The sequence below is a fragment of the Micromonospora sp. NBS 11-29 genome, from assembly GCF_002140155.1.
Lineage (GTDB): Bacteria > Actinomycetota > Actinomycetes > Mycobacteriales > Micromonosporaceae > Micromonospora.
In genome coordinates this window covers 85,591-105,341 of the sequence record NZ_NAPR01000007.1, presented here as the reverse complement: position 1 = coordinate 105,341, position 19,751 = coordinate 85,591, and the positions used below count along the sequence as shown (strand labels likewise).

20 protein-coding genes and 1 pseudogene are annotated in these 19,751 nt (G+C 72.0%); 5 read left to right on the top strand and 16 right to left on the bottom strand.

Annotation, left to right across the window (positions count from 1 at the left end):
* Nucleotides 1–95: 95 nt before the first annotated feature.
* Nucleotides 96–1,274, top strand: a complete 1,179-nt coding sequence (locus B1205_RS10775) for a mandelate racemase/muconate lactonizing enzyme family protein (RefSeq protein WP_089155487.1) — start codon at nt 96–98, stop codon at nt 1,272–1,274.
* Nucleotides 1,275–1,300: 26 nt separating this feature from the next.
* Here the strand turns inward: B1205_RS10775 and B1205_RS10770 are convergent, their stop codons facing one another.
* Genes B1205_RS10770 through B1205_RS10760 form a run of 3 tightly spaced genes read right to left on the bottom strand, consistent with a single transcriptional unit; the run spans nt 1,301 to nt 3,048 of the window.
* A complete protein-coding gene (locus B1205_RS10770; RefSeq protein WP_089155486.1) occupies nt 1,301–2,071 on the bottom strand; it encodes a FadR/GntR family transcriptional regulator in 771 nt (256 codons plus the stop codon).
* 11 nt (nt 2,072–2,082) lie between these two features.
* Nucleotides 2,083–2,571, bottom strand: coding sequence for a hypothetical protein (locus B1205_RS10765; RefSeq protein WP_089155485.1), 489 nt, complete (start codon nt 2,569–2,571; stop codon nt 2,083–2,085).
* 9 nt (nt 2,572–2,580) lie between these two features.
* Nucleotides 2,581–3,048, bottom strand: a complete 468-nt coding sequence (locus B1205_RS10760; protein WP_089155484.1) for an OsmC family protein — start codon at nt 3,046–3,048, stop codon at nt 2,581–2,583.
* Nucleotides 3,049–3,649: 601 nt separating this feature from the next.
* Between B1205_RS10760 and B1205_RS10755 the strand changes: the two genes are divergently transcribed.
* Nucleotides 3,650–4,162, top strand: a complete 513-nt coding sequence (locus B1205_RS10755; RefSeq protein WP_089155483.1) for a hypothetical protein — start codon at nt 3,650–3,652, stop codon at nt 4,160–4,162.
* A 30-nt stretch (nt 4,163–4,192) separates the two neighbouring features.
* Here the strand turns inward: B1205_RS10755 and pruA are convergent.
* From pruA to B1205_RS10705, 10 genes and pseudogenes are all read right to left on the bottom strand, one after another.
* Nucleotides 4,193–5,802: pseudogene (gene pruA / locus B1205_RS10750) on the bottom strand (L-glutamate gamma-semialdehyde dehydrogenase).
* Between the two features lie 20 nt (nt 5,803–5,822).
* A complete protein-coding gene (locus B1205_RS10745) occupies nt 5,823–6,716 on the bottom strand; it encodes a proline dehydrogenase family protein (RefSeq protein WP_089155482.1) in 894 nt (297 codons plus the stop codon).
* Between the two features lie 31 nt (nt 6,717–6,747).
* A complete protein-coding gene (locus B1205_RS10740; RefSeq protein WP_089155481.1) occupies nt 6,748–7,683 on the bottom strand; it encodes a carbon-nitrogen hydrolase family protein in 936 nt (311 codons plus the stop codon).
* Nucleotides 7,684–7,720: 37 nt separating this feature from the next.
* A complete protein-coding gene (locus B1205_RS10735) occupies nt 7,721–8,959 on the bottom strand; it encodes a metal-dependent hydrolase family protein (RefSeq protein WP_089155480.1) in 1,239 nt (412 codons plus the stop codon).
* 17 nt (nt 8,960–8,976) lie between these two features.
* Nucleotides 8,977–9,654 carry an ABC transporter ATP-binding protein gene (locus B1205_RS10730; RefSeq protein ID WP_254909842.1) on the bottom strand — a complete coding sequence of 226 codons (678 nt, stop codon included), beginning with the start codon at nt 9,652–9,654 and terminating at the stop codon, nt 8,977–8,979.
* Between the two features lie 4 nt (nt 9,655–9,658).
* A complete protein-coding gene (locus B1205_RS10725; RefSeq protein ID WP_089155478.1) occupies nt 9,659–10,462 on the bottom strand; it encodes an ABC transporter ATP-binding protein in 804 nt (267 codons plus the stop codon).
* The gene (locus B1205_RS10720; protein WP_089155477.1) at nt 10,459–11,487 is read right to left on the bottom strand and encodes a branched-chain amino acid ABC transporter permease; all 1,029 of its coding nucleotides are present in this window, start codon (nt 11,485–11,487) and stop codon (nt 10,459–10,461) included. The genes B1205_RS10725 and B1205_RS10720 overlap by 4 nt, the downstream gene beginning before the upstream one ends.
* Nucleotides 11,484–12,359 carry a branched-chain amino acid ABC transporter permease gene (locus B1205_RS10715; RefSeq protein ID WP_089155476.1) on the bottom strand — a complete coding sequence of 292 codons (876 nt, stop codon included), beginning with the start codon at nt 12,357–12,359 and terminating at the stop codon, nt 11,484–11,486. Before B1205_RS10715 ends, B1205_RS10720 begins: the two co-directional genes overlap by 4 nt.
* Nucleotides 12,360–12,514: 155 nt before the next feature.
* Nucleotides 12,515–13,489 carry an ABC transporter substrate-binding protein gene (locus tag B1205_RS10710; protein WP_441338477.1) on the bottom strand — a complete coding sequence of 325 codons (975 nt, stop codon included), beginning with the start codon at nt 13,487–13,489 and terminating at the stop codon, nt 12,515–12,517.
* 74 nt (nt 13,490–13,563) lie between these two features.
* Nucleotides 13,564–14,046: a hypothetical protein gene (locus tag B1205_RS10705; RefSeq protein ID WP_089155474.1), complete on the bottom strand. Its 483-nt coding sequence runs from the start codon at nt 14,044–14,046 to the stop codon at nt 13,564–13,566.
* Between the two features lie 140 nt (nt 14,047–14,186).
* Here B1205_RS10705 and B1205_RS10700 point away from each other — a divergent pair, with 140 nt between their 5' ends.
* From B1205_RS10700 to B1205_RS10690, 3 genes are all read left to right on the top strand, one after another.
* On the top strand, nt 14,187–14,777 hold the full coding sequence (locus B1205_RS10700; protein WP_089155473.1) for a TetR/AcrR family transcriptional regulator: 591 nt from the start codon (nt 14,187–14,189) through the stop codon (nt 14,775–14,777).
* A 54-nt stretch (nt 14,778–14,831) separates the two neighbouring features.
* Nucleotides 14,832–15,251, top strand: a complete 420-nt coding sequence (locus B1205_RS10695; RefSeq protein ID WP_089155472.1) for a PPOX class F420-dependent oxidoreductase — start codon at nt 14,832–14,834, stop codon at nt 15,249–15,251.
* Between the two features lie 389 nt (nt 15,252–15,640).
* Nucleotides 15,641–16,957, top strand: coding sequence for a cellulose binding domain-containing protein (locus tag B1205_RS10690; RefSeq protein ID WP_089155471.1), 1,317 nt, complete (start codon nt 15,641–15,643; stop codon nt 16,955–16,957).
* Between the two features lie 66 nt (nt 16,958–17,023).
* Here B1205_RS10690 and B1205_RS31205 read toward each other — a convergent pair whose 3' ends face one another.
* The 3 genes from B1205_RS31205 to B1205_RS10675 all read right to left on the bottom strand — a co-directional run bounded on the left by B1205_RS31205 (nt 17,024) and on the right by B1205_RS10675 (nt 19,721).
* Nucleotides 17,024–17,350: a DUF3455 domain-containing protein gene (locus B1205_RS31205; protein WP_254909841.1), complete on the bottom strand. Its 327-nt coding sequence runs from the start codon at nt 17,348–17,350 to the stop codon at nt 17,024–17,026.
* 333 nt (nt 17,351–17,683) lie between these two features.
* Nucleotides 17,684–18,187: a YcxB family protein gene (locus B1205_RS10680; RefSeq protein WP_089155470.1), complete on the bottom strand. Its 504-nt coding sequence runs from the start codon at nt 18,185–18,187 to the stop codon at nt 17,684–17,686.
* A gap of 253 nt (nt 18,188–18,440) precedes the next feature.
* Complete coding sequence (locus tag B1205_RS10675; RefSeq protein WP_089155469.1) at nt 18,441–19,721, bottom strand: hypothetical protein; 1,281 nt, start codon at nt 19,719–19,721, stop codon at nt 18,441–18,443.
* Nucleotides 19,722–19,751 lie beyond the last annotated feature (30 nt).

The window sequence follows — 19,751 nt, the reverse complement described above, 5'->3', positions numbered from 1 at the left end:
AACGGCACCAAACTCATCCTCTGGGCCTGCAACGGCCAGACCAACCAGCGGTGGAGCCTGCGCGGCTGACCCGGACGGCCTGAAGGGGGCAAACCGTGAAGGTGACCGGCTACCGCAGCCTCACCACCACGCACGACTGGGGACGGCTGATCGGCGACGCCAACGGGGTGATGCCCGAGCCCCGTACCGAGGTGCCGGTGCTGATCGTGGAGACGGACAGCGGCCTGGAGGGGGTCGGCGTCGGCGCGCACGACGACGTCGACCGGGTCTTCCGGGCGATCGAGGGCGAGGACCCCCGGGCCGCCCCGGCGCTCTACGACCGGATGCTCGCCCAGGTCTTCAAGACCGGTCACGCGGGCGCCACGTTCGGGGCGATCGGCGCGATCGACATGGCGCTGTGGGATCTGAAGGCGAAGGCGGCCGACGAGCCGCTGTGGCGCACCGTCGGCGCCACGGACCGGTTCGTCCCCGGGTACGCCTCCGGGCTGGACATCGCGCTCGACGACGACGCGCTCGCGGGGCTGTACGAGCGCTTCGCCGACCGCGGCTTCGGCGCCGCCAAGCTCAAGGGCGGCCACGACGTCGAGTCGGACCGGCGCCGGCTGGAGGCGGTCCGGGAGATCCTCGGCCGCAACACCACCCGGCCGGCGCTGATGATCGACGCCAACGAGTCGTGGAACCGCGCGCAGGCGATCCGCTACGTCGACGCCCTGGAACGCACGGTCGACCTGGCCTGGGTCGAGGAGCCGGTCCGCCGGTGGGACGCGGCCGGCCTCGCGGCGGTGCGCCACGGCGTCCGGGCGGCGGTCGCCACCGGTGAGAACCTCACCGGGCTCGAACAGTACCGGCCGCTGCTGGACGCGGACGCCGTCGACGTGGTCCAGGTGGGCAGCGTGTGGGGCATCACCCACTTCCTGCGGGTGGCCGTCGTGGCGCACGGACGGGACCTGCCGGTGAGCCCGGTGGCGTACCACGCCAACCCGCTCGCGCACGCGGCCGCCGCGGTGCCCAACCACCTGGCGTGCGAGGTCCAGGACCTCTCCTGGCCGATCGGGATCGAGGTGGACCAGGAGATCGCGGACGGCGGCATCGTCCTCGGCGACCTGCCGGGGCTCGGCATCCGGGTCGACGAGCGCCGCATCGAGGCCACCCGGGCGTCCAGCCCGCCGGCCGCCGCGCCGGGCGGACCCCACATCCGGCCCGACCGCGCCGGGCTGCGCCTCGTGCCCGGCACCCGTCCGGACGCCCGGTCGACCGCGCCACCGCCCCGCTGACCGGCCGGACCAACGGGCCGGGGGAGCTACTCCCGCTCGCCGCCGCCGGGGCCCGGCTCGTCGGGTGGGCCGGCCAACCGGCGGCGCTGCCAGGATCCGATGATGTGGTCCCGCATGGCGCGTTCGGCACCCACCACGTCCTGGCGGGAGATCGCGTCGACCACCAGCGCGTGCTCGTCCAAGGTGGACTCGAACGCGTGCTCGTACGTCAGGCCGTGAAACCGGTTGCTTTCCATCGCCCGCCGGTAGAGGCGCTTGCAGATGTTCTCCGCCAGCCGGTTGCCGGACAGCTCCATGACCGTGAAGTGGAAGACCACGTCCGCCTGCCGGAAGGAGTCGGTCTCGTGCTGGATCTCGCGCATCGCCGCGAGCGCGTGCTCGACCCGGGCCAGTTCGCCCGGCGTACGCCGGCTCGCCAACGTGCCCGCCATGGCCGCCTCCAGGCTGCCCCGGACGACCGTCAGCTCGTCCAGGACGCCCAGCGACTCGTCGTTGTCGATGAGCGCGGACAGCACCACCGGATCCAGCATGTTCCACGAGCCGGTCCGGGCCACCTGGGTGCCTCGGCCCTGGGCGACCACCACCAGGCCCTTCTCCTCCAGTCGCTTCACCGACTCCCGGATGACCGTGCGGCTCACGCCGAAGTGCTCACTGAGCGGCCCTTCCGGAGGAAGGAGCTGCCCCTCGGCGAGCTGGCCGGTGACGATGAGCTCGACCAGGTCACGCACCACCGCCACACCCAACCGCTGCGCGGGGCGGCGGGGAGGAAGGGTGAACCCAGCCGCGCGAGCCGTCATGCCCCCACACCCTAGTGCAGCGCGGCCCCGGCCCCGGCGGTGAGCAGACGCGCGATCCGCGCGTACTCGGCGGCCATCTCCGGTGTGGCCAGGAAGTCGTCGAGATCGGCCGGCACCTGGTGGTCGATCTGCTCGACGGCCCGGACGGCAAGCTCGTAGATCTCGCCGCGCCGGCCCGTCTCCAGATAGGTCGTCCAGTGTTCGAGCGCCGAGACGACGATCAGGAGTGCGGGATCCATGTCGCCGTCGGTGAGGACCCCGTCGTCGATGCGCGTCAGCAACGCCCGCAGGTCGTCCGCGCCGGCCGTCGGGGCGTTCGCGCAGGCGAGCCGGAACGCCGCCGCCGCGTCCTCGTCCAGCTCGCCCTCGGCCGCGACCTCGCTCAGCTCGTCGTCGCGGACGAGCCGGGCCACCGTCTCGACGCCGAAGACGCGCAGGTCCGCCTCGCCGGCCCCGTCCACCAGCCCGCGGATCGCGGCTTCCAGTTCGTGGTATCGCACCGCCGCAGTCTAGGGAAGCGGTCCGACACCTCGACCGCCCTCGGGGGAACCGGTGGCGTCCACGACCGTGACCGGGGTGCCGAGTTCGACGGTGCGGGAGACGGTGCAGAGCCGGTCGTGCGACTGCCGCAGCGATCGGGGCAGCGCGTCGCGCGCCCGGTCCCCGTCGGGCCCGTCCGGGAAGGTCACGGCGAACTCCACCCGCAGGTTCCGCATCCGGTTCCCGCCCTCGTCGTCGCGTACCTTGTCGCCGGAGACCGTCACGACGAACCGGTCCGGTTCGGCGCGACGGCTGGTGATGTGGTCGACGTCGACGGCCGTGCACCCGCCGATGGCGGCCAGCAGCAGTTCCACCGGCGTGAAGCTGTCGTCCTGGCCGAAGCCCACGGAGATCGACCCGCCGCGCGTGTTCCGGACGGCGTAGGTCCCCAGGCCGGTCCGCTCGATCTCGACCGAGCGGAAGGTGTCGTCACTCATGACGACGAACCTACCGAGTGCCGGGTCCGCGCGGCGGCGGTGACCCGATGTGTACGGTCTGTTGTTCAACCGTCGATCGCCGTGCCGGCGGAGCACGGGTGCGGAGGAGGCGACATGTCGCGCAGGAAGCGTCGGGCGAATCCCCGGCCGCCAGAGCCACCTCGACTCGCACGACCCGGCGAACCGGAGCGCCCCGCACCCTGGTGGCGGCGCTTGCGCACGTCGGCGCTCGGATGGACCGCCGGGGTGACGGCCGCCGTCGTCGCCGGCGCCGGCAGCGCCGTGCTGCTCTGGGCGGGGCCCGAGATCGTCGACGGCCCGGCCGCCAAGGACGCCGTCCGCGAGGTGACGCGGTCGGAAGCCGACCTCCGGTACACCATCTCGCACGAGAACGGGGGCTGGGTGATCGCGCTCCCCCGGGGTGTGGAGCTGACCCCCCCGGCAGGAGAAGTTCCTGCGGAGCTGGTCGCTCGATCACGCCAGCTCCGACGGGTACGACATCGAGCGGCTCGCCCGCGACCTGCGCGCCGCGGGGGGTGCCGAGGTCCCCGAGCAGATCTTGCGGCTGGCCGTCGAAGGCCGCCGCAACCAACCGCTTCATGTGGACAGCATCAAGCCCGTCAACATCCGCCGCGCGAAGCCGTACAACGGAACGCTCCTGCTCGTCCCGCCCCAGGATTCCGGTAACGCGGTCGAGATGATGTTCGACTTCGACGAGACGGAACCTCGGGCCCGGGTCGCGGTCGGCGGCGAGGACGGCGCGGCCCCGCAGCCGGGCGAGCCGTTCTTCCAGAAGAAGACCCTCACCATCGAGGACGCGGTCGAGGACGTCCTCGTCATCCGGTCGACCGCCACCCGATGGGCGGTGTCGTTCGAGATCCGCATCGACTACCGCCTCGGTGACCAGGCGAAGCACGTCGTCATCGACGACGGCGGTCACCCGTTCGCGCTCAGCCCGCCGAACTGCACCGACCGCAGCCGGCGGTCCGCCGACGGATCCGGCGACGACGGGCACGCCAGCTACGAGCGGATCTGGGAGTTGAGCGGAGACTTCCAGGCCATCAAGGAGGTGTCCGGTCCGGACCGCTTCCCACTCGGGGCCCCGTACTGCTGATCCCGAGAGATTCCGGCGGTCCGGCCGGTGTCAGCCCATGTGCGGGTACCGGTGGTCGGTGGCCGGCACGAACGTCTCCTTGATCGAACGGGCGCTGGTCCAGCGCAGAAGGTTCTGCGGGGAGCCGGCCTTGTCGTTCGTCCCGCTGGCCCGGCCGCCGCCGAACGGCTGCTGGCCGACGACCGCCCCGGTCGGCTTGTCGTTGACGTAGAAGTTGCCCGCGGCGAACTCCAGCGCCTCGGTGGTCCGCGCGATCACCGCGCGGTCCTGGGCGATGACCGCGCCGGTGAGGGCGTACCGGGAGCCGGACCGGATCAGGTCGAGGATCTCGCCGTACGCGCCGTCCTCGTAGACGTGCACGGCGAGGATCGGCCCGAAGTACTCCGTGGTGAAGACCTCGTCGTCCGGGTCGTCGCACTCGATGACGGTGGGGCGGACGAACCAGCCCTCGCCGTCGTCGCACGTCCCGCCGGCGACGACCTTCGCGGTCGTGGTCGACCGCGCGCGTTCGATCGCCTCCCGGTGCCGGGTGAACGCGCGCTCGTCGATCACCGCGCCCATGAAGTTGGACAGGTCGGTGACGTCACCCATGGTCAGCGACTCCACCTCGGCGAGGAAGTCGGCGCGCATCCGCGACCACAGCGAACGCGGCACGTACGCCCGGGACGCGGCCGAGCACTTCTGCCCCTGGTACTCGAAGGCGCCGCGGATCAGGGCGGTGCGCAGGACGTCCGGGTCGGCCGAGGGGTGGGCGACCACGAAATCCTTGCCGCCGGTCTCGCCGACCAGGCGCGGATAGGTGCGGTAGGTGTCGATCCGCTCCCCCACCCGCCGCCACAGGTGCTGGAAGGTCCGGGTCGAGCCGGTGAAGTGGATGCCGGCGAGGTCCGGGTCGGCGAGCGCGACATCGGAGACGGCCAGGCCGTCGCCGGTCACCATGTTGATCACACCGGCCGGCAGGCCCGCCGCCTCCAGCAGCCGCATCGTCCACCACGCGCTGAGCTGTTGGGTCGGCGACGGTTTCCACACCACCGTGTTGCCCATCAACGCGGGCGCGGTCGGCAGGTTGCCGGCGATCGCGGTGAAGTTGAACGGCGTGATGGCGTAGACGAAGCCCTCCAGCGACCGGTAGCCGGTGCGGTTCCAGACGCCGGGCGACGACTGCGGCTGCTCGGCGAGGATCTGCCGGGCGAAGTGCACGTTGAAGCGCCAGAAGTCGATCAGCTCGCAGGCCGCGTCGATCTCCGCCTGGAACGCGGTCTTCGACTGTCCCAGCATGGTGGCGGCGTTCAACGTCTCCCGCCACGGGCCGGCGAGGAGGTCCGCGGCCTTGAGGAACACCGCGGCACGGTCGTCGAACGACAGCGAGCGCCATCCGGGGGCGGCCCGCCGCGCCGCCGCCACCGCCTCCGCCGCGTCGTCGCGGCTGGCGTTGCCGAGCGTGCCCAGCACATGGTGGCGGCGGTGCGGCTGCACCACGTCGATCCGGTCGCCGGCGCCCATGCGGCGGCGGCCGTCGATGGTCATGNCCCGGCGAGCCGGGTCAGCTTCTCGACGAGGCGGGCGCGGTCGGGGTCGCCCGGGGCGTAGGTCCGGTTCGGCTCGTTGACGGGGGTCGGTGCGGTGGTGATCGCGTCCATCGGTGGCGCCTGGCTCCTGGTCAGTTGCGGCTGGTGAGGGCACGGAGGAAGAACAGCAGGTTGGCGGGACGCTCGGCGAGACGCCGCATCAGGTACCCGTACCACTCCTCGCCGAACGGCACGTACACCCGGACCTGGTGGCCCTCGTCGGCGAGGCGTCGCTGCTCGCCGGGNGCGCCGCCGGCGCGGCCGGCGGCGAGCCGGGTGCCGGCCTCGACGAGCGCGGGGTCGTGCGTCGCCAGCATCGGGTAGCCGGGGCCGGCCATGAGGATCTCCGCGCAGCGCAGGTACGCCTGGGTCACCTCGGCCCGGGACTGGTACGCCACACTCGCCGGCTCCCGGTACGCGCCCTTGCACAGCCGTACCCGGGAACCGGCCGTCGCCAGGTCGCGACAGTCACCCTCGGTGCGGTGCAGGTACGCCTGGAGCACGGCCCCGGTCTGCGGGAAGTCGCGCCGCAGTGCCGAGACGATGCCGAGGGTGGAGTCGGTGGTGGTGTGGTCCTCCATGTCCACGGTGACCGTCGACCCGGCCCGCTGCGCGGCCGCGCAGATCCGTGCCGCGTTCTCCAGCGCCACCGCCCCGCCGTCGACGGGCAGGGCCTGCCCCAGCGCGGACAGTTTGATGGAGACCTCGGCGCGGTCGGTGAGCCCGGCCGCGCCCAGTGCGTCGAGCAGGAGCACGTACTGGTCCGTGACGTGCGCGGCGTGCGCCCGGTCGGTGGTGTCCTCGCCCAGGTAGTCGAGGGTGGCCGAGCAGCCGGCGGTCCGGAGCCGGTCCGACGCCCGCACGGCGGCGGGGACGTCCTCCCCGGCGACGAAGCGGTCGACCACCGACCGGGTGAGCGGCGTGGCCTCGATGGTGCGCCGCGCCCGGTGGCTGGCCGCGGTCTTCAGGATGGCCTGGCGGAGCAAGAGAGGGGCCCTTCCGTGGGAGGGGGACGGTTCAGCGGGCCGAGCCGGGCGGGACGGCCGCGGGCCGGTCGGTGGGTGCGTACAGGTCGGTCGCGATGATCGGGCCGTAGAGGTCCGGACGCCGGTCCTGGAGCAGGTTCAGGCCGAAGAAACCCTCGGTACGACTGCTGAGCGTGGTCGCGTCGAGGTCGGCGGTGTGCGTGACGAGGCCCTCCTCGTCGGTCAGCATCGCGACGACCTTGCCGTACGGGTCGACGATCTGGCTGTGCCCCCAGTAGTCGAGGCCGGCGCTGTACGCGCCCTTCTCGCAGTGGTTGGAGACGACCAGCCACATCTGGTTGAAGAACGCGTTCGCCTGCGCGGAGAGGTCCATCGCGAACCCGTGGTAGTCGTCGGCCGGGTCGTGGCCCTTCATCGGCCACGCGGTCGACATCAGCGCCAGCGTCGCGCCCTTCAGCGCGAAGACCCGCATCAGCTCCGGGAAAGCCAGGTCGTAGCAGATCAGGCTGGCGGCGCGGGCGAACGGCAGATCGAACACCGGGGTGGACTGACCGGCGTTGAAGTGTGGGAACTCGAACGTGTTGTGGGTCTTGCGGTAGACGCCGACCACCCCGTCCGGGCCGATCAGCGCGGTCGCGTTGAGGATGACGTTGCCGTGCGCGGCCCGCTCGGCGAGCCCGAGCTGGACGAACATGCCGTGCTCGGCGGCCTTGGCGCGGATGGCCTCGGTGGCCGGGCCGGGCACCGGCTCCGACTCGCGGAAGTAGTACTGCTTCTGCGCGGCGACGCCCTTGTCACCGAGGCCGAAGCCGAAGTCGGCGTAGCCCTGCAGGCCGACCTCCGGCAGCACCAGCACGTCCACGCCCCTGGTGGCGGCCTCGTCGATCATCTCCAGGAACTTCGCCAGGTTGCGCGCCTTGTCGTGCTCGACCCGCACGTTGGCGGCGGCGAGGGTCACGGGGGCCATGTAGTTGCTCCTTCTCGTCGGGATGTCGGGGCCGGCGTCAGGCCAGCTCGTGCTTGACCAGCTCGCCGCCCTTGACGACCACGGGCACGGCGGTCGGCCGGGCGAACACGTCGATGTCCTCCCAGGGGCGCCCGTCGACGACGATCAGGTCGGCGAGCTTGCCGGCCTCGACGGTGCCGAGCCGGTCGGCCAGGCCGAACAGCTCCGCGTTGACGCGGGTGGTGGCGATCAGCACGTCCGCCGCCGGCATGATCTCGGCCTTGAGCGACAGCTCCCGGTGCTTGTGCTCGAACATCGGGCCGAGCAGGTCGGAGCCGCTGGCGATGCGCACGCCGGCGCGGTACGCGTACTCCAACGAGCGTAGGCCCTGCTCGTGGGCCATCCGGATCTTTTCCAGAGGTTCCGGGGCGACGCCGTGCTCGGCGCCCTGGCGGTGCAGCAGCTCGTAGGTGGACAGCGTCGGCACGAGGTAGGTGCCGGCCTCGGCGAGCAGCGCGGCGGTCGCCTCGTCCATCAGGTTGCCGTGCTCGATGGACCGGACGCCGGCCTCCACACAGTTGCGGATCGCCAGCGAGGAGTAGGCGTGGGCGAGGACGTACTTGCCGGCGGCCTCGGCGGTCCGCACCGCCATCAGCAGCTCCTCCGGGGTGTACTGGATGGTGTCCAGCTCGTCGGCCGGTGACATCGCGCCGCCGCTGGCCATCACCTTGATCTGGTCGGCGCCGGTGCGGATGTTCTCCCGTACGCCCTTGCGGATCTCCTCGGGCCCGTCCGCCACGATCGCGTTCATGCCCACCTGGGAGCAGCACTCGACGGCCTTGCCGCGTTCGGTGGGGCGTCGCCAGTCGGCGTGACCACCCGTCATCGACAGCGGCGCGTTCGACACCAGCAGGCGGGGGCCGAGGATGTCGCCCTGCTCGACCGCCAGCCGGAAACCCGCGTCGCAGCCGCCCGCGTCCCGCACCGTGGTGTAGCCCTGCATGAGGGTACGGGTCAGGATGCGCCCCATCTTCAGCGCGGCCTGGCTGGTCTGGTAGTTGCGGTGCTGTTCGAGGATGTTGACGTCGATCGCGCCGATGTGCACGTGCGCGTCCATCAGGCCGGGCATCACCGTCCGGCCGCCGCAGTCGATCACCCGGTCGGCGCTCGCGGGCACCGCGCCACCGGCGGCGACCTCGACGATGACCTCGCCGTCCACCACGACGGTGGCACCCTCGACGGGCTCCGCGCCGGTGGCGTCGAACACGGTGGCGTTGGTCAGTGCGATGGTGCTCAAAGGAAGATCCTCCGTAGTCAGTGGTGGACGCCGAACGCGTCGGCGACGAGTTGGTCGACCTGCGCGTGGTCGCCAGTGCCGACCACCCGGTCGACGGCGCCGACCCGCAGCAGCACGAGTTCGTCGGCCACGCCGGCGGCCCGGGTGACGCTCTGCTCCACGAGCAGCACGCCCATGCCCCGCGAGCACAGCTCGGCGATGTAGCCGTAGATCTCGTCGATCACGACCGGCGCGAGACCGAGTCCCGGCTCGTCCAGCAGCAGGTACTTCGGGTCGCGCAGCAGCGCCCGGCCGAGGGCGACCATCTGCTGCTGGCCGCCGGAGAGCAGGGACACCTTCTGCTGGGTGCGGTCGCGCAGCACCGGGAACAGGTCCAGCACCTCGCCGATGCGGGCCCGCTGGGCGCGGTTGGCGCCGACCGTCAGGTTCTCCAGCACGGTGAGCTGGGACAGCAGGCCGCGTCCCTCGTGCACGATCGCAATGCGGTGCTCGGCGACCCGCCGGTGCGTCGGTTTCGCGGAGACGTCCTCGCCGTCGACCCGTACCGCGCCCTCGGTGCGGACCGCGCCGAGGATCGCCCGCAGCGTGGTGGTCTTGCCCGCGCCGTTCGTGCCGACCAGCGCCACGGTCTGGCCGGGCGCCACGGTCAGGTCGACCCCGAACAGCGCCTGGGTACGCCCGTACCAGGCCTTCATCGAATCAAGCGTCAACACCGGCGGCCCTCCCGAAGTACGCGAGCTGCACCTGCCGGTCACCGAACACCTTCGCCGGGGTGCCGTCGCACAGGAAGGCGCCGGAGTCCAGGGCGATGACGTAGGAGCAGAGGGTCTTGACCAGGTCCACGTCGTGCTCGACGACGACCATGGTCGACGGATGGTTGTCGTGCACCCGGGTGAGCACCGCGGCCAGTTCCTGCCGCCCCTCCTGGTCGAGGCCGGCGGCCGGCTCGTCCAGCAGGATCACCGACGGCGAGGAGACGAGCACCCGGGCGACCTCGACCAGGCGGCGGCTGGCGAACGGCAGCTCGTCCACCCGGCGGTGGGCGTGCCGGCGCAGCCCCAGCAGGTCGAGCACCTCGGCCGCCGCCGCCGTGGCCCGGCGGTGGGCCCGCCACTGCGCCGGCAGCGCGAAGAACTGGCTCAGCGCGGACGGCTGCGCGAACCGCTCGGTGCCGATCAGCACGTTGTCCCACACGGACTCGCGTTCCAGCAGCCGTACCGTCTGGAAGCCGCGGACGACGCCGGCGAGCGCCCGGCGGCGGACACCGAGAGCGGTGATGTCCCGGTCGCCGACGTGGACCCGCCCCTCGGCGATCGGGGTGAAGCCGCTGATCGCGTTGAGCAGGGTGGTCTTGCCCGCGCCGTTCGGTCCGATCAGGCCGCTGATCCTGCCCGCCGGCAGGCTCACCGTGACGTCGCGCAGCGCGTGGAAGGCGCCGTAGCGGACCGTCAGCCCGTCGATCCGGACGACCGGCGGGGCGCCGGTCTCGACGGATGCGCTCATGTCGCTCCCTCCTGCGCGTCGCGGACGCGTCTGGCTCGTCGCCAGGCGCCGCGTCCCAACCCGACGATGCCGTCGGGCACGAGCAGCGCCACGATCGCCAGCAGGGCGCCGCCGACGATCGGGTAGAGGTTGGGCTGGCCGGCGAGCGTGAACAGCTCGGGCACCAGCACGACGTAGGCCGCGCCGAGCCAGGCCCCGACCACCGTCCCCGCTCCCCCGATCACCACGGCGACGAACAGGTACACCGAGGCGAACAGGTCGAAGTCGGGCGGGGAGATGAACCCGGTGATCGCCGCGTACAGCCAGCCGGCGACGCCGGCGTAGACGGCGCTGATCAGGAACGCGGTGATCTTGGTGCGCGACACGGCGACGCCGACGGACTCGGCGGCGAGTTCGGTGTCCCGCACGGCGAGCATCCGGCGGCCGAGCTGCGTGCGACCCAGATGCGCCGCGAGGGCGGTCGCGATCGCCGCGGGGACCAGGGCGATCAGGTACGCGTGCAGCGGCTCGCTGGAGTCGAGCTGCCCGATGATCAGCGGGTCGACCGACGCGCCCTGGGTCCCGCCGGTCAGGTCGGTGGTGTTCCGGACGACCCAGGCCAGCAGCTCGCCGAACGCGAGGGTCACCAGCGCCAGCCGCAGGCCGGACAGTCGCAGCGTGGGTACGGCGACGACCAGCGCGGCGATCAGCGACACGACCGCCACGGCGGCGAGCTGCACCGCCAGCCCGTAGCCGAGGGACGAGACGAGGTAGGTGGTGTAGGCGCCCACCCCCATGAAGGAGGCGTGCGCCAGCGACATCTGCCCGGTGCGCCCGTACAGGACGTCCAGTCCGAGCGTGGCGATCGCGAACGCGAGCACCTGCGCGGACATGAACACCCAGTAGTCGTCGAACAGCAGCGGCGGGACCGCGGCGATCACGGCGAAGACGGCGACGCGGGTCAGCAGGCGTCGGGGTCCCTGCTTCCGCTCCCCGGTGGCGTTCCCCGCCTCGCCGCGGGGCCGCCTCAGGATGGCGCTTGTCATGCCCGCACCTCGTTCCGCTCGTTGACGAACCGCTTCGGCACCAGCGCCAGGACCACGATGATCAGCAGGAAGACGGCCGGGGTGCCGGCGCTCGCGCCGAGCCAGAACACGGCCAGCGACTCGTACACGCCGAGCGCCACGGCGACCGACAGCGGCAGCCAGAAGCGGTCGAGGCCGCCGATCATTCCGGCGACGAATGCCTTGATCAGGAACGGCGTCATGTAGAACGCGTCGACGGAGAGCCGGCTGGCCACCAGCACCGCGACGATCGCGCCCAGCGCGCCCGCCACGGCCCAGGTGGCGGTACGCAGGGCGCGGACGTTCACGCCGGCCGCCTGGGCGATGCCCGCGTCCTCGGCGCTCGCCCGCAGCGACGTCCCGAGGCTGGTGCGGTTGAGCAGCAGGTACGCCGCCGCGATGACCACCGCGGTCAGGCCGACGACGACGCCGTCGTTCACGCTGACCACCACCCCCGCGACCTCGGTGCGGGTGTCCGCGCCGAGCGGGACGAAGGTGTGCGCGTTCGCGTCGATGAGCTGCTGCATGACGGCCGTGATGAGCAGGAAGATGCCGAGCGTCACGACCAGGTCCAGCCCCGGCCGCCCGGCCGGGATCCGGCGGATGGCGACGTAGTCGATCGCGCTGTTGACGGCCACGGCGAGCAGCACGCCCACCACCAGCGCCACCGGGACCGGCAGGCCCTGCTCCGAGTAGAGGAACCACGCGCTGAAGGCGGCGATCATGCCGACCTGGCCGTAGGCGAAGTTGATGCTCTTGCTGACCTGGAAGACGATCAGCACGCCCAGCAGGAACAGCGCGTAGAGGCTGCCGGTCGTGACGCCGCCGACGAGGATCTGACCGAGGTCACCCATGTGGACTCCTGGTCTCGGACGGGGCTGAGGGTGGGGCGGGGCGGGGCGGCCCCACCCTCAGCGGGGATCAGTTCTGCAGGGACTGCGTCTCTTCGAGGACGACGAGTTCGGTGCCCTTGATCTGGCCGATCCCGACCGCGTCGACACCGGCGCGGTCACCCTCGCCCCAGGTCACCGGCGGCAGGATGCNCGAGCTCGTTGAACTTGCTCGGCGCCTTGCCGGTCTGCTTGGTGAAGTCGGCGATGAACTGCTTCACCTGGGCGTTGTCGCTGCTCAGGGACGCGGTCTCCAGCGCCACCAGCATGTTCTGCGACAGCGCGCCGAACTCCTTGATGTAGGAGTCGTCGCTCATCCCGGCCCAGGCGGCCGTCTTCGGCGAGTACCCGACGCGGGACATGGCCTGGAGCAGGCCACCGGTGTCGGCGTTGGTGAGGATGAGGAAGACGTGCTCGGCGTTGGCCTGCTTGAGCTGGGTGGCGATCGGGGTGAAGTCGGTGGTGCCCGGTGTCTCCGGGACGTAGAGCAGCTCGACGCCCTTGTCCTTGAGCGCCTTCTCCATGCCCGCCTTGGCGTTGTCGCCGACGTTGCCGGAGACGCCGACCAGCGCCATCTTCTTCGGCGTCTCCTGCTGGAGCACGTAGTTGGTCAGGATCTCGAATTCCTGGATGTAGTCCACCGTCGCCATGAAGACGTGCGGGTTCTTGTCGCCGCCGAGCTCGTCGCTGGGTGCGTACGGCGCGACGGCCGGCACCTTCTTGCGTTCGAGGTACGGCACGGCGCCGAGGAAGTTCGGCGTGCCCTCGCCACCGGAGACGACGAGGATCTCCTCCTTCTCGACGAGCTGGCGCATCTGCTTCTGCGCCGTCGAGGGGTCGTACGCGTCGTCCAGGATGATGGGTTTGATCTTGCGGCCCTGGACCCCGCCCTCGGCGTTCAGCTTGGCGTAGTAGGCCTCCTGGCCCTCCTTGGTGCCGATGCCGCCCGCGGCGCCGGACCCGGACAGCGGCATGGTGGTGCCGACCCGGATCTCGGTGTCCGTGACGCCCGGACCGGTGTCCTCCGGGTCGCATCCGCTCGCTGCCGACGAACCCGAACCGCCGGTCGAGCCACCGCACCCGGCGAACAGCATGCTGGCGCCCGCCAGCGTGACGGCTGCCACCGCCCTCTTCAACCGCATGTCATCTCCCTTGAGCCGCAACGTGATCATGGGCGCACCTCAGCCGTGCGCGAGTTGTCGGTGTTCCTGCGGACGCGGACCCGCGCGGCGATGGCCAGGGTCGTGTCCACCACGGACCGGGTACTGTGGACGGCGACGCCGGTGGGGTCGGTGCACAGCAGTTGGTACTCTCCGGCGACCTCGGCGAACTGCAGGGTTCCGTCGGGCACGGCGGTCCGCGCCCAGGGCCGGACCTCGTCGTCCAGGCCCGGGGTCCAGTGCAGCCCGACGGAGTAGCCCGCCTCGATGGGGAGGATCCCCACATGCAAGTCCCAGAAGGACCGGCCGGTGAAGCCCACCGCCACCCACTGCCAGCTCGCCCCCGCGGTTCGTAGTGCGGCCGCGGCGGTGGCCGGGTCGTCGGCCAGTTCCGGGCCCCACACCGCGTGGGCGTCGGGGCATCCGGCGAGGGCTGCCCGCACGGCGTCGTGCACGGCGCGCAGGTCCGCTCCGGCTCCCGTCTCCGACATGGTTCCCTCCCCTCCACTCCGACCGACCAGTCGGTCCGTGTGGCTGGGGACGCTACCGGACCGACCGGTCGGTCCGGTAGGCTGAAATCGAAACGTAACCCGCCTTTTCCAGGCGGGTCGCAGCACGAAAGGGACGAGCAATGCGTACGAGGAGCGAAGACACCCGGGCGCGCATCCTCACCGCCAGCGCCGACCTGTTCGCGCGCCAGGGCTACCACGGCACCGGCCTGGCCGAGCTGCTCGACGCCGTCGGCCTGCAGAAGGGCGGCTTCTACCACCACATCGCCAGCAAGGAACAGCTACTGCTGGAGATCATGCTCGACCCGATCGACCGCGTCCTCGCCAGCAGCGACCGCATTCTGGGCAGCGACGCCGACGCCACCACGAAGTTCCAGCGGCTCGGCACCGACCTCGGCCAGGCGATGGCCGCGGACCTCGCCGCCTGGACCGTCTTCCTGCGCGAGTACAGCGCGCTCGGCGACGAGGGCAAGAAGCAGGTCCTCCAGCGTCGCCAGCAGTACCTCAACCGGTGGCGGCGCGTCCTGGAGGACGGCACGGCCACCGGCGAGTTCCGGAAGCTCGACCTCGCCTTCGTCGAGTCCGTCCTGGGGCTGTTCATCTACACGTTCGTCTGGGCCCGGGCCGCCACGCCGCCGGAGGAGCTGACCGCCTCGATCATGGGCGTGCTGACGCACGGCGTCTGCGTCGCTCCGGTGTCGGTGAACCGCTAGGGCGGCGCGGGTCCGTACAGTGCGGGAGCATCGCCCGCCGCGAAGAGGAGACCCATGTCGAAGCCGCCGCTGCCCGAGCCCGCCGTCGCCATGCTGGCCAGGCCGAACCCCGCCGTGATCGCCACGCTGCGCCCGGACGGCCAGCCGGTCTCCGCGGCCACCTGGTACCTGTGGGACGACGGCCGGATCCTGGTGAACATGGACGAGGGCCGACGCCGGCTGGCCCACCTGCGCAACGACCCCCGGGTCACCCTGACCGTGCTCGACGAGCAGGGGTGGTACACCCACCTGAGCATCATCGGGCACGTCGCCGAGCTGCGGGACGACGAGGGCCTGGCGGACATCGACCGGCTCGCCCGGCACTACACCGGCGGGCCGTACCCCCGGCGGGACCGCGCGCGGGTCAGCGCGCTGATCGACGTCGACCGCTGGCACGGCTGGGGCGCGCTGAAGGACAGCAGCCAGATCGGCTGACCCCTCGGCGCGGCCTCCTTGTTAGCGCTCATCGTGGTGCCGACGCGTCCTCCCGGGTGACGTTTTCCGGAAAGGGGAGGGCGCGTTTCGGCGTTCCGACGTGGGCATCGACCCGGCCCGCCGACTCGTTCCCGGCCGCAAGTTCCGTAACACGTCCGGTTGAACCTGTTATCGATAACCTGCTATCTTTCGGCGCGGGGGCGAAGGGCACGCTCCCGGTCATCCCGGTCACTCACCGACCGGTGGGTGACCAGTCCGGGCCGCTCCGCCGATGTCACGCCGACCGCAGGTGGTCGCCGGACGGATCCCGACCCGGCCCATGCCCACCCTCCACGCCACTCGCGGGCGGCCATCGGCACCAGACGACCCATGGCAAGGAGGCAAGCAAGGTGAAACGTACCCAGCTTCTGTCCACCGTCGCCGCCGCCGCCGTTCTGCTCACGGCGACCGCCGGTGGCGTGCTGACCAGCGGCCTGCGCGGCGCGGCCGAGGCCGCGACGAACGGCACGCTCGCGGCGACCGCCGGCTGCGGCAAGGCCCCCACCCTCACCAGCGGAACCCGCACGATCTCCAGCGGCGGACAGAACCGCAGCTACATCCTGCGCATCCCGGACGGGTACGACCGCAACCGCCAGTACCGGCTGATCTTCGGATTCCACTGGCTGAACGGCTCGGCGAACAACGTCGCCTCCGCCGGCTACTACGGGCTGCTGCCGCTGTCGAACAACAGCACGATCTTCGTCGCGCCGCAGGGCATCGACAACGGATGGGCCAACACCAACGGCCGGGACCTGACCCTCTTCGACGACATCTCCCGGCAGGTCGAGAACGACCTCTGCGTCGACACCACCCAGCGCTTCGCGCTCGGCTGGAGCTACGGCGGGGCGATGAGCTACGCGGTGGCCTGCGCCCGGCCGACCGTCATCCGGGCGGTCAGCGTCCTGTCCGGCGCCAACCTCAGCGGCTGCAACGGCGGCACCCAGCCCGTCCCCTACTTCGGCATCCACGGCACCCACGACAGCGTGCTGAACATCTCCGCCGGCCGGTCGCTGCGCGACACGTTCGTGCGCAACAACGGCTGCACCGCGCAGACCCCGCGCGAGCCGGCGTTGAACAGCTTCACCCACATCACCACGACCTACTCCGGCTGCCGCGCCGGCTACCCCGTGCAGTGGGCCGCGTTCGACGGGGACCACACCCCCAGCCCGGTCGACGGGTCGGGCAGCCCCAACGACTCCCGCACCTGGACCTCAGGCGAGATCTGGCGGTTCTTCTCCCAGTTCCAGTCCACCACTCCCCCCACCACCACGCCGCCGACGACCACCCCGCCGACGACGACCCCGCCCACCACCGCGCCGCCCACGACCGCGCCGCCGACCACGCCGCCGCCCACCGGTGAGCCGGGCACCTGCGTCGCCACCTACCGCACCGTCAACACCTGGCCCGGCGGCTTCCAGGGTGAGGTCACCGTCGCCAACAACACCGCCGCCACCCTCAACGGCTGGACCGTACGCCTGACCCTGGCCTCCGGCCAGGCCATCAGCAGCCTCTGGAGCGGCGTCAACACCGGCACCACCGGCACGGTCAGCGTCCAGAACGCCGCCTACAACGGCGCCCTGGGCGCGAACGCCTCGACGACGTTCGGGTTCACCGCCACCGGCAACGGCGCCACCGCCCCCGGCAACCTCACCTGCACCAGCCCCTGACCGGGGTCGCCCACCCGGGCCCGGAGCCACCCGGCTCCGGGCCCGGTCCGCCGGGGAGCGCGGGGGCTACCGCCCGGCGGCCCAGAAGACGTAGACCGCGCCGTACGGCACGGCCGTCGTCGTGCCGTCGACGCAGGCGCCGGACGGCGCGACGCCGCCCGAGGTGAGCAGGCGACTGATGTACGCGACGCCGCCGAGGGCGCCGACGCCGGCGTGGGTGTCCACCGTCAACAGCAGTTCGGGGATCGTCCCCGCGCGCGGGCTCTCGGCGGTCTTCTTCGCCGTGACCAGCGAGCCGTCCCGCTCGGACTGCCAGCTCGGGCCCTTGAAGTGGTGCACCCGGCCACCCGTGCCGAACAACTGGGCCTCGGGCACGGAGGCGCCGGTGAACACGCCGCCGGCGCAGGTGTAGGTCTGCGTCCCGCGGGTGACGGCGTACGCGCCGACCGGGCGGGANGGCGGCCCCCCGCCGGCGGCCTGATCGCCGGGGCGACGCGCGGGACCTCGACCCGGCGGGCGTCGGCGCGCTCGGCGGCCGGCGCGGCCACCTCGGCGGCGGACGCCTGGTGGACGATCCCACCGATCACCGCCAGGACACCGGTCATGCCGACGACCGAGAGCGCTCGGATCCGGGAGCTGGAGGTACTGGCCATGCGATTCCTCCGTTCGGGGGCGGGCGCACACCGCACCCACCGAAGTCCTTAACGGATCCGAGGCCCGCACCGATCAACGCCCGGCGGATCTTTCTTCGAGCAGCCCGCGCCCGGCCAGGAAGACACGTAGCGTCTCGGCGTCCTCGGTGGACATCAAGCCGCGCGGGATGACGGTCGCCGGCATCCGGCCGACGTACACGATCCAGAACTCCGGGGTGTCGCCGACCTTCGTGACCCCGTCCCAGGCGATGCCGCCGGACTCCGAGCCGCTGCGCATCATGATGTTGTCGTCGGTGATGTCGTAGGCGCCCTCGACGGCGTAGTGACCGGACCGACGCCGGGCACGCCACCGCACCCACGGGGCGTACAGCATCGACAGCACGCCACCCACGATCATCGCGAGCCACAGCGACGTGAACCGGTCGCCCCCCGCGAGGGCCCGGGAGACGGCGAGACCGGCCACGCCGATCGCCGCCAGAACCGCCCCGATCCAGCCGAACCTGCGCAGCCGGACACCGCTGAGCACGGCGGCCACGCGGCCGGGGTAGGCGGGGTNTGACTGGGCGCGGCGGGACAGCGGTAAATGGAAGGCGCGGGTCGTTCGTCGGATTCTAGAATGGCTCCATGTCGGGCCGCCGGGAACGCCTACGCCGGGAGCTGGGTGGCTTCCTGAAGGAATACGGCCGCAGTTCCCGATCGCGCAACGGCATGGATCCCAACGACCGCTCGTACAGTCGAAAGCTGGAGACCGAGATCAAGCGGATGCGTNGGCCGGCACGCGATTCGCGTGCCGGCCCGGTCGCCGGATCGGGTGTCGCACCCGACCACCCTCAGCCCAGCACCACCCCCGAGGCGCCGACGCCGGACATGCCGGAGAAGATGTCCTCGTAGTACATCCGCCAGGCGCAGACCCGTCCGGTGGGGACGTACCCGGTGCAGGCCGTCGCCGTGTTCGTGTCGTCGATGGCGGTGTTGGTGCCGGTGGCGAAGACCTGGTTGGTGTTCGCCCCGTTCACGATCTCCACCGAGCCGCCGCTGTCGCCCTGACCGACCGCGTTGGTGCGGGTGGTGTTCTCCGCCTGCACCTGTCCGCAGACCGTGCCGAAGTTGCGCACGTTGATGCACAGGTCGCGGGCCCTGACCTGGATCGAGCAGCGGGTGCCGGAGTAGGCCCCCGAGGTGCACACGAAGTTGCCGACCTGGCTGGCCTGCGCGCCGATCACCGGGTTGCTGAACTCGCTGACCACCGCGCCGGCCGCGTCGGTGCTGTTGTTGAAGACCCGACCCGCCGAACTGCCCGCGATGATCAGCGTGTCGCTGCCGACGTTGCGGGTGGTGACGGTGCCGATCGTCTGCCCGGTCGGGTCGGTCGCGACGTTGTTCAGGTTGGCGCAGTGCGCGGCGGAGAGCATCCGCGCCACCCCGGCCTGGAAGACCGCGAAGCCGGTCGAGCAGCCGCCGCCGGTGGCGGAGTTGCGCCACGCGCCACCGCCCCACCACGGCGTCGTGTCGTCCCACCGGGTCGCGGGCGCGGCGGCGACGCCGGTCTGCACGGTCACCGGAACGCCGGCGAGGCTCGCCGCGCCGAGCAGCCCGTGCTGCGTACCGACGAGCAGGCCGGCGCCGTCGGCGCGCGGTCCGACCGTGGTGATCTCGCTGCCGGCCGCGGCGCGCAGCCGGCTGGCAGCCACCGCCAGCTCCCGCTGGGAGTACGCGGCGGGCAGCACCCGGGTCGGCACGACGCGTCGGGCGGCAGCCAGCAGACCGGCCGGCGCGGTGCCCTTCCAGTAGACCTGCAACTGCCGGGCGGTGGGGTCGGCGACGATGCCGGCGAACCCGGAGTCCGGCCCGCGTCGCGCCGCCCGTTCGATCCGCTCGGCGGCGGTGTTCATCCGCTGCTGCACGGTGAACAGCTCCGCCCAGGACGCGAAGCCGGCCGGCACGCCCACGCCGTCGACGAACGATCGGGTGGTGGTCGCCTTGCCGGCCGGCGCGGCGACGGCCGGCGCGGCGGACACGCCCGTGACGACCAGCGTCAGGCCGATCGCCGCGACGGCGGCCCGGCGCAGCAGTCCGCCGCCCCCTCCCGCGGCCAACTGTCGGTGACTCATGTGGTGCTCCTTCCCCCAGGGCGCGTGGCT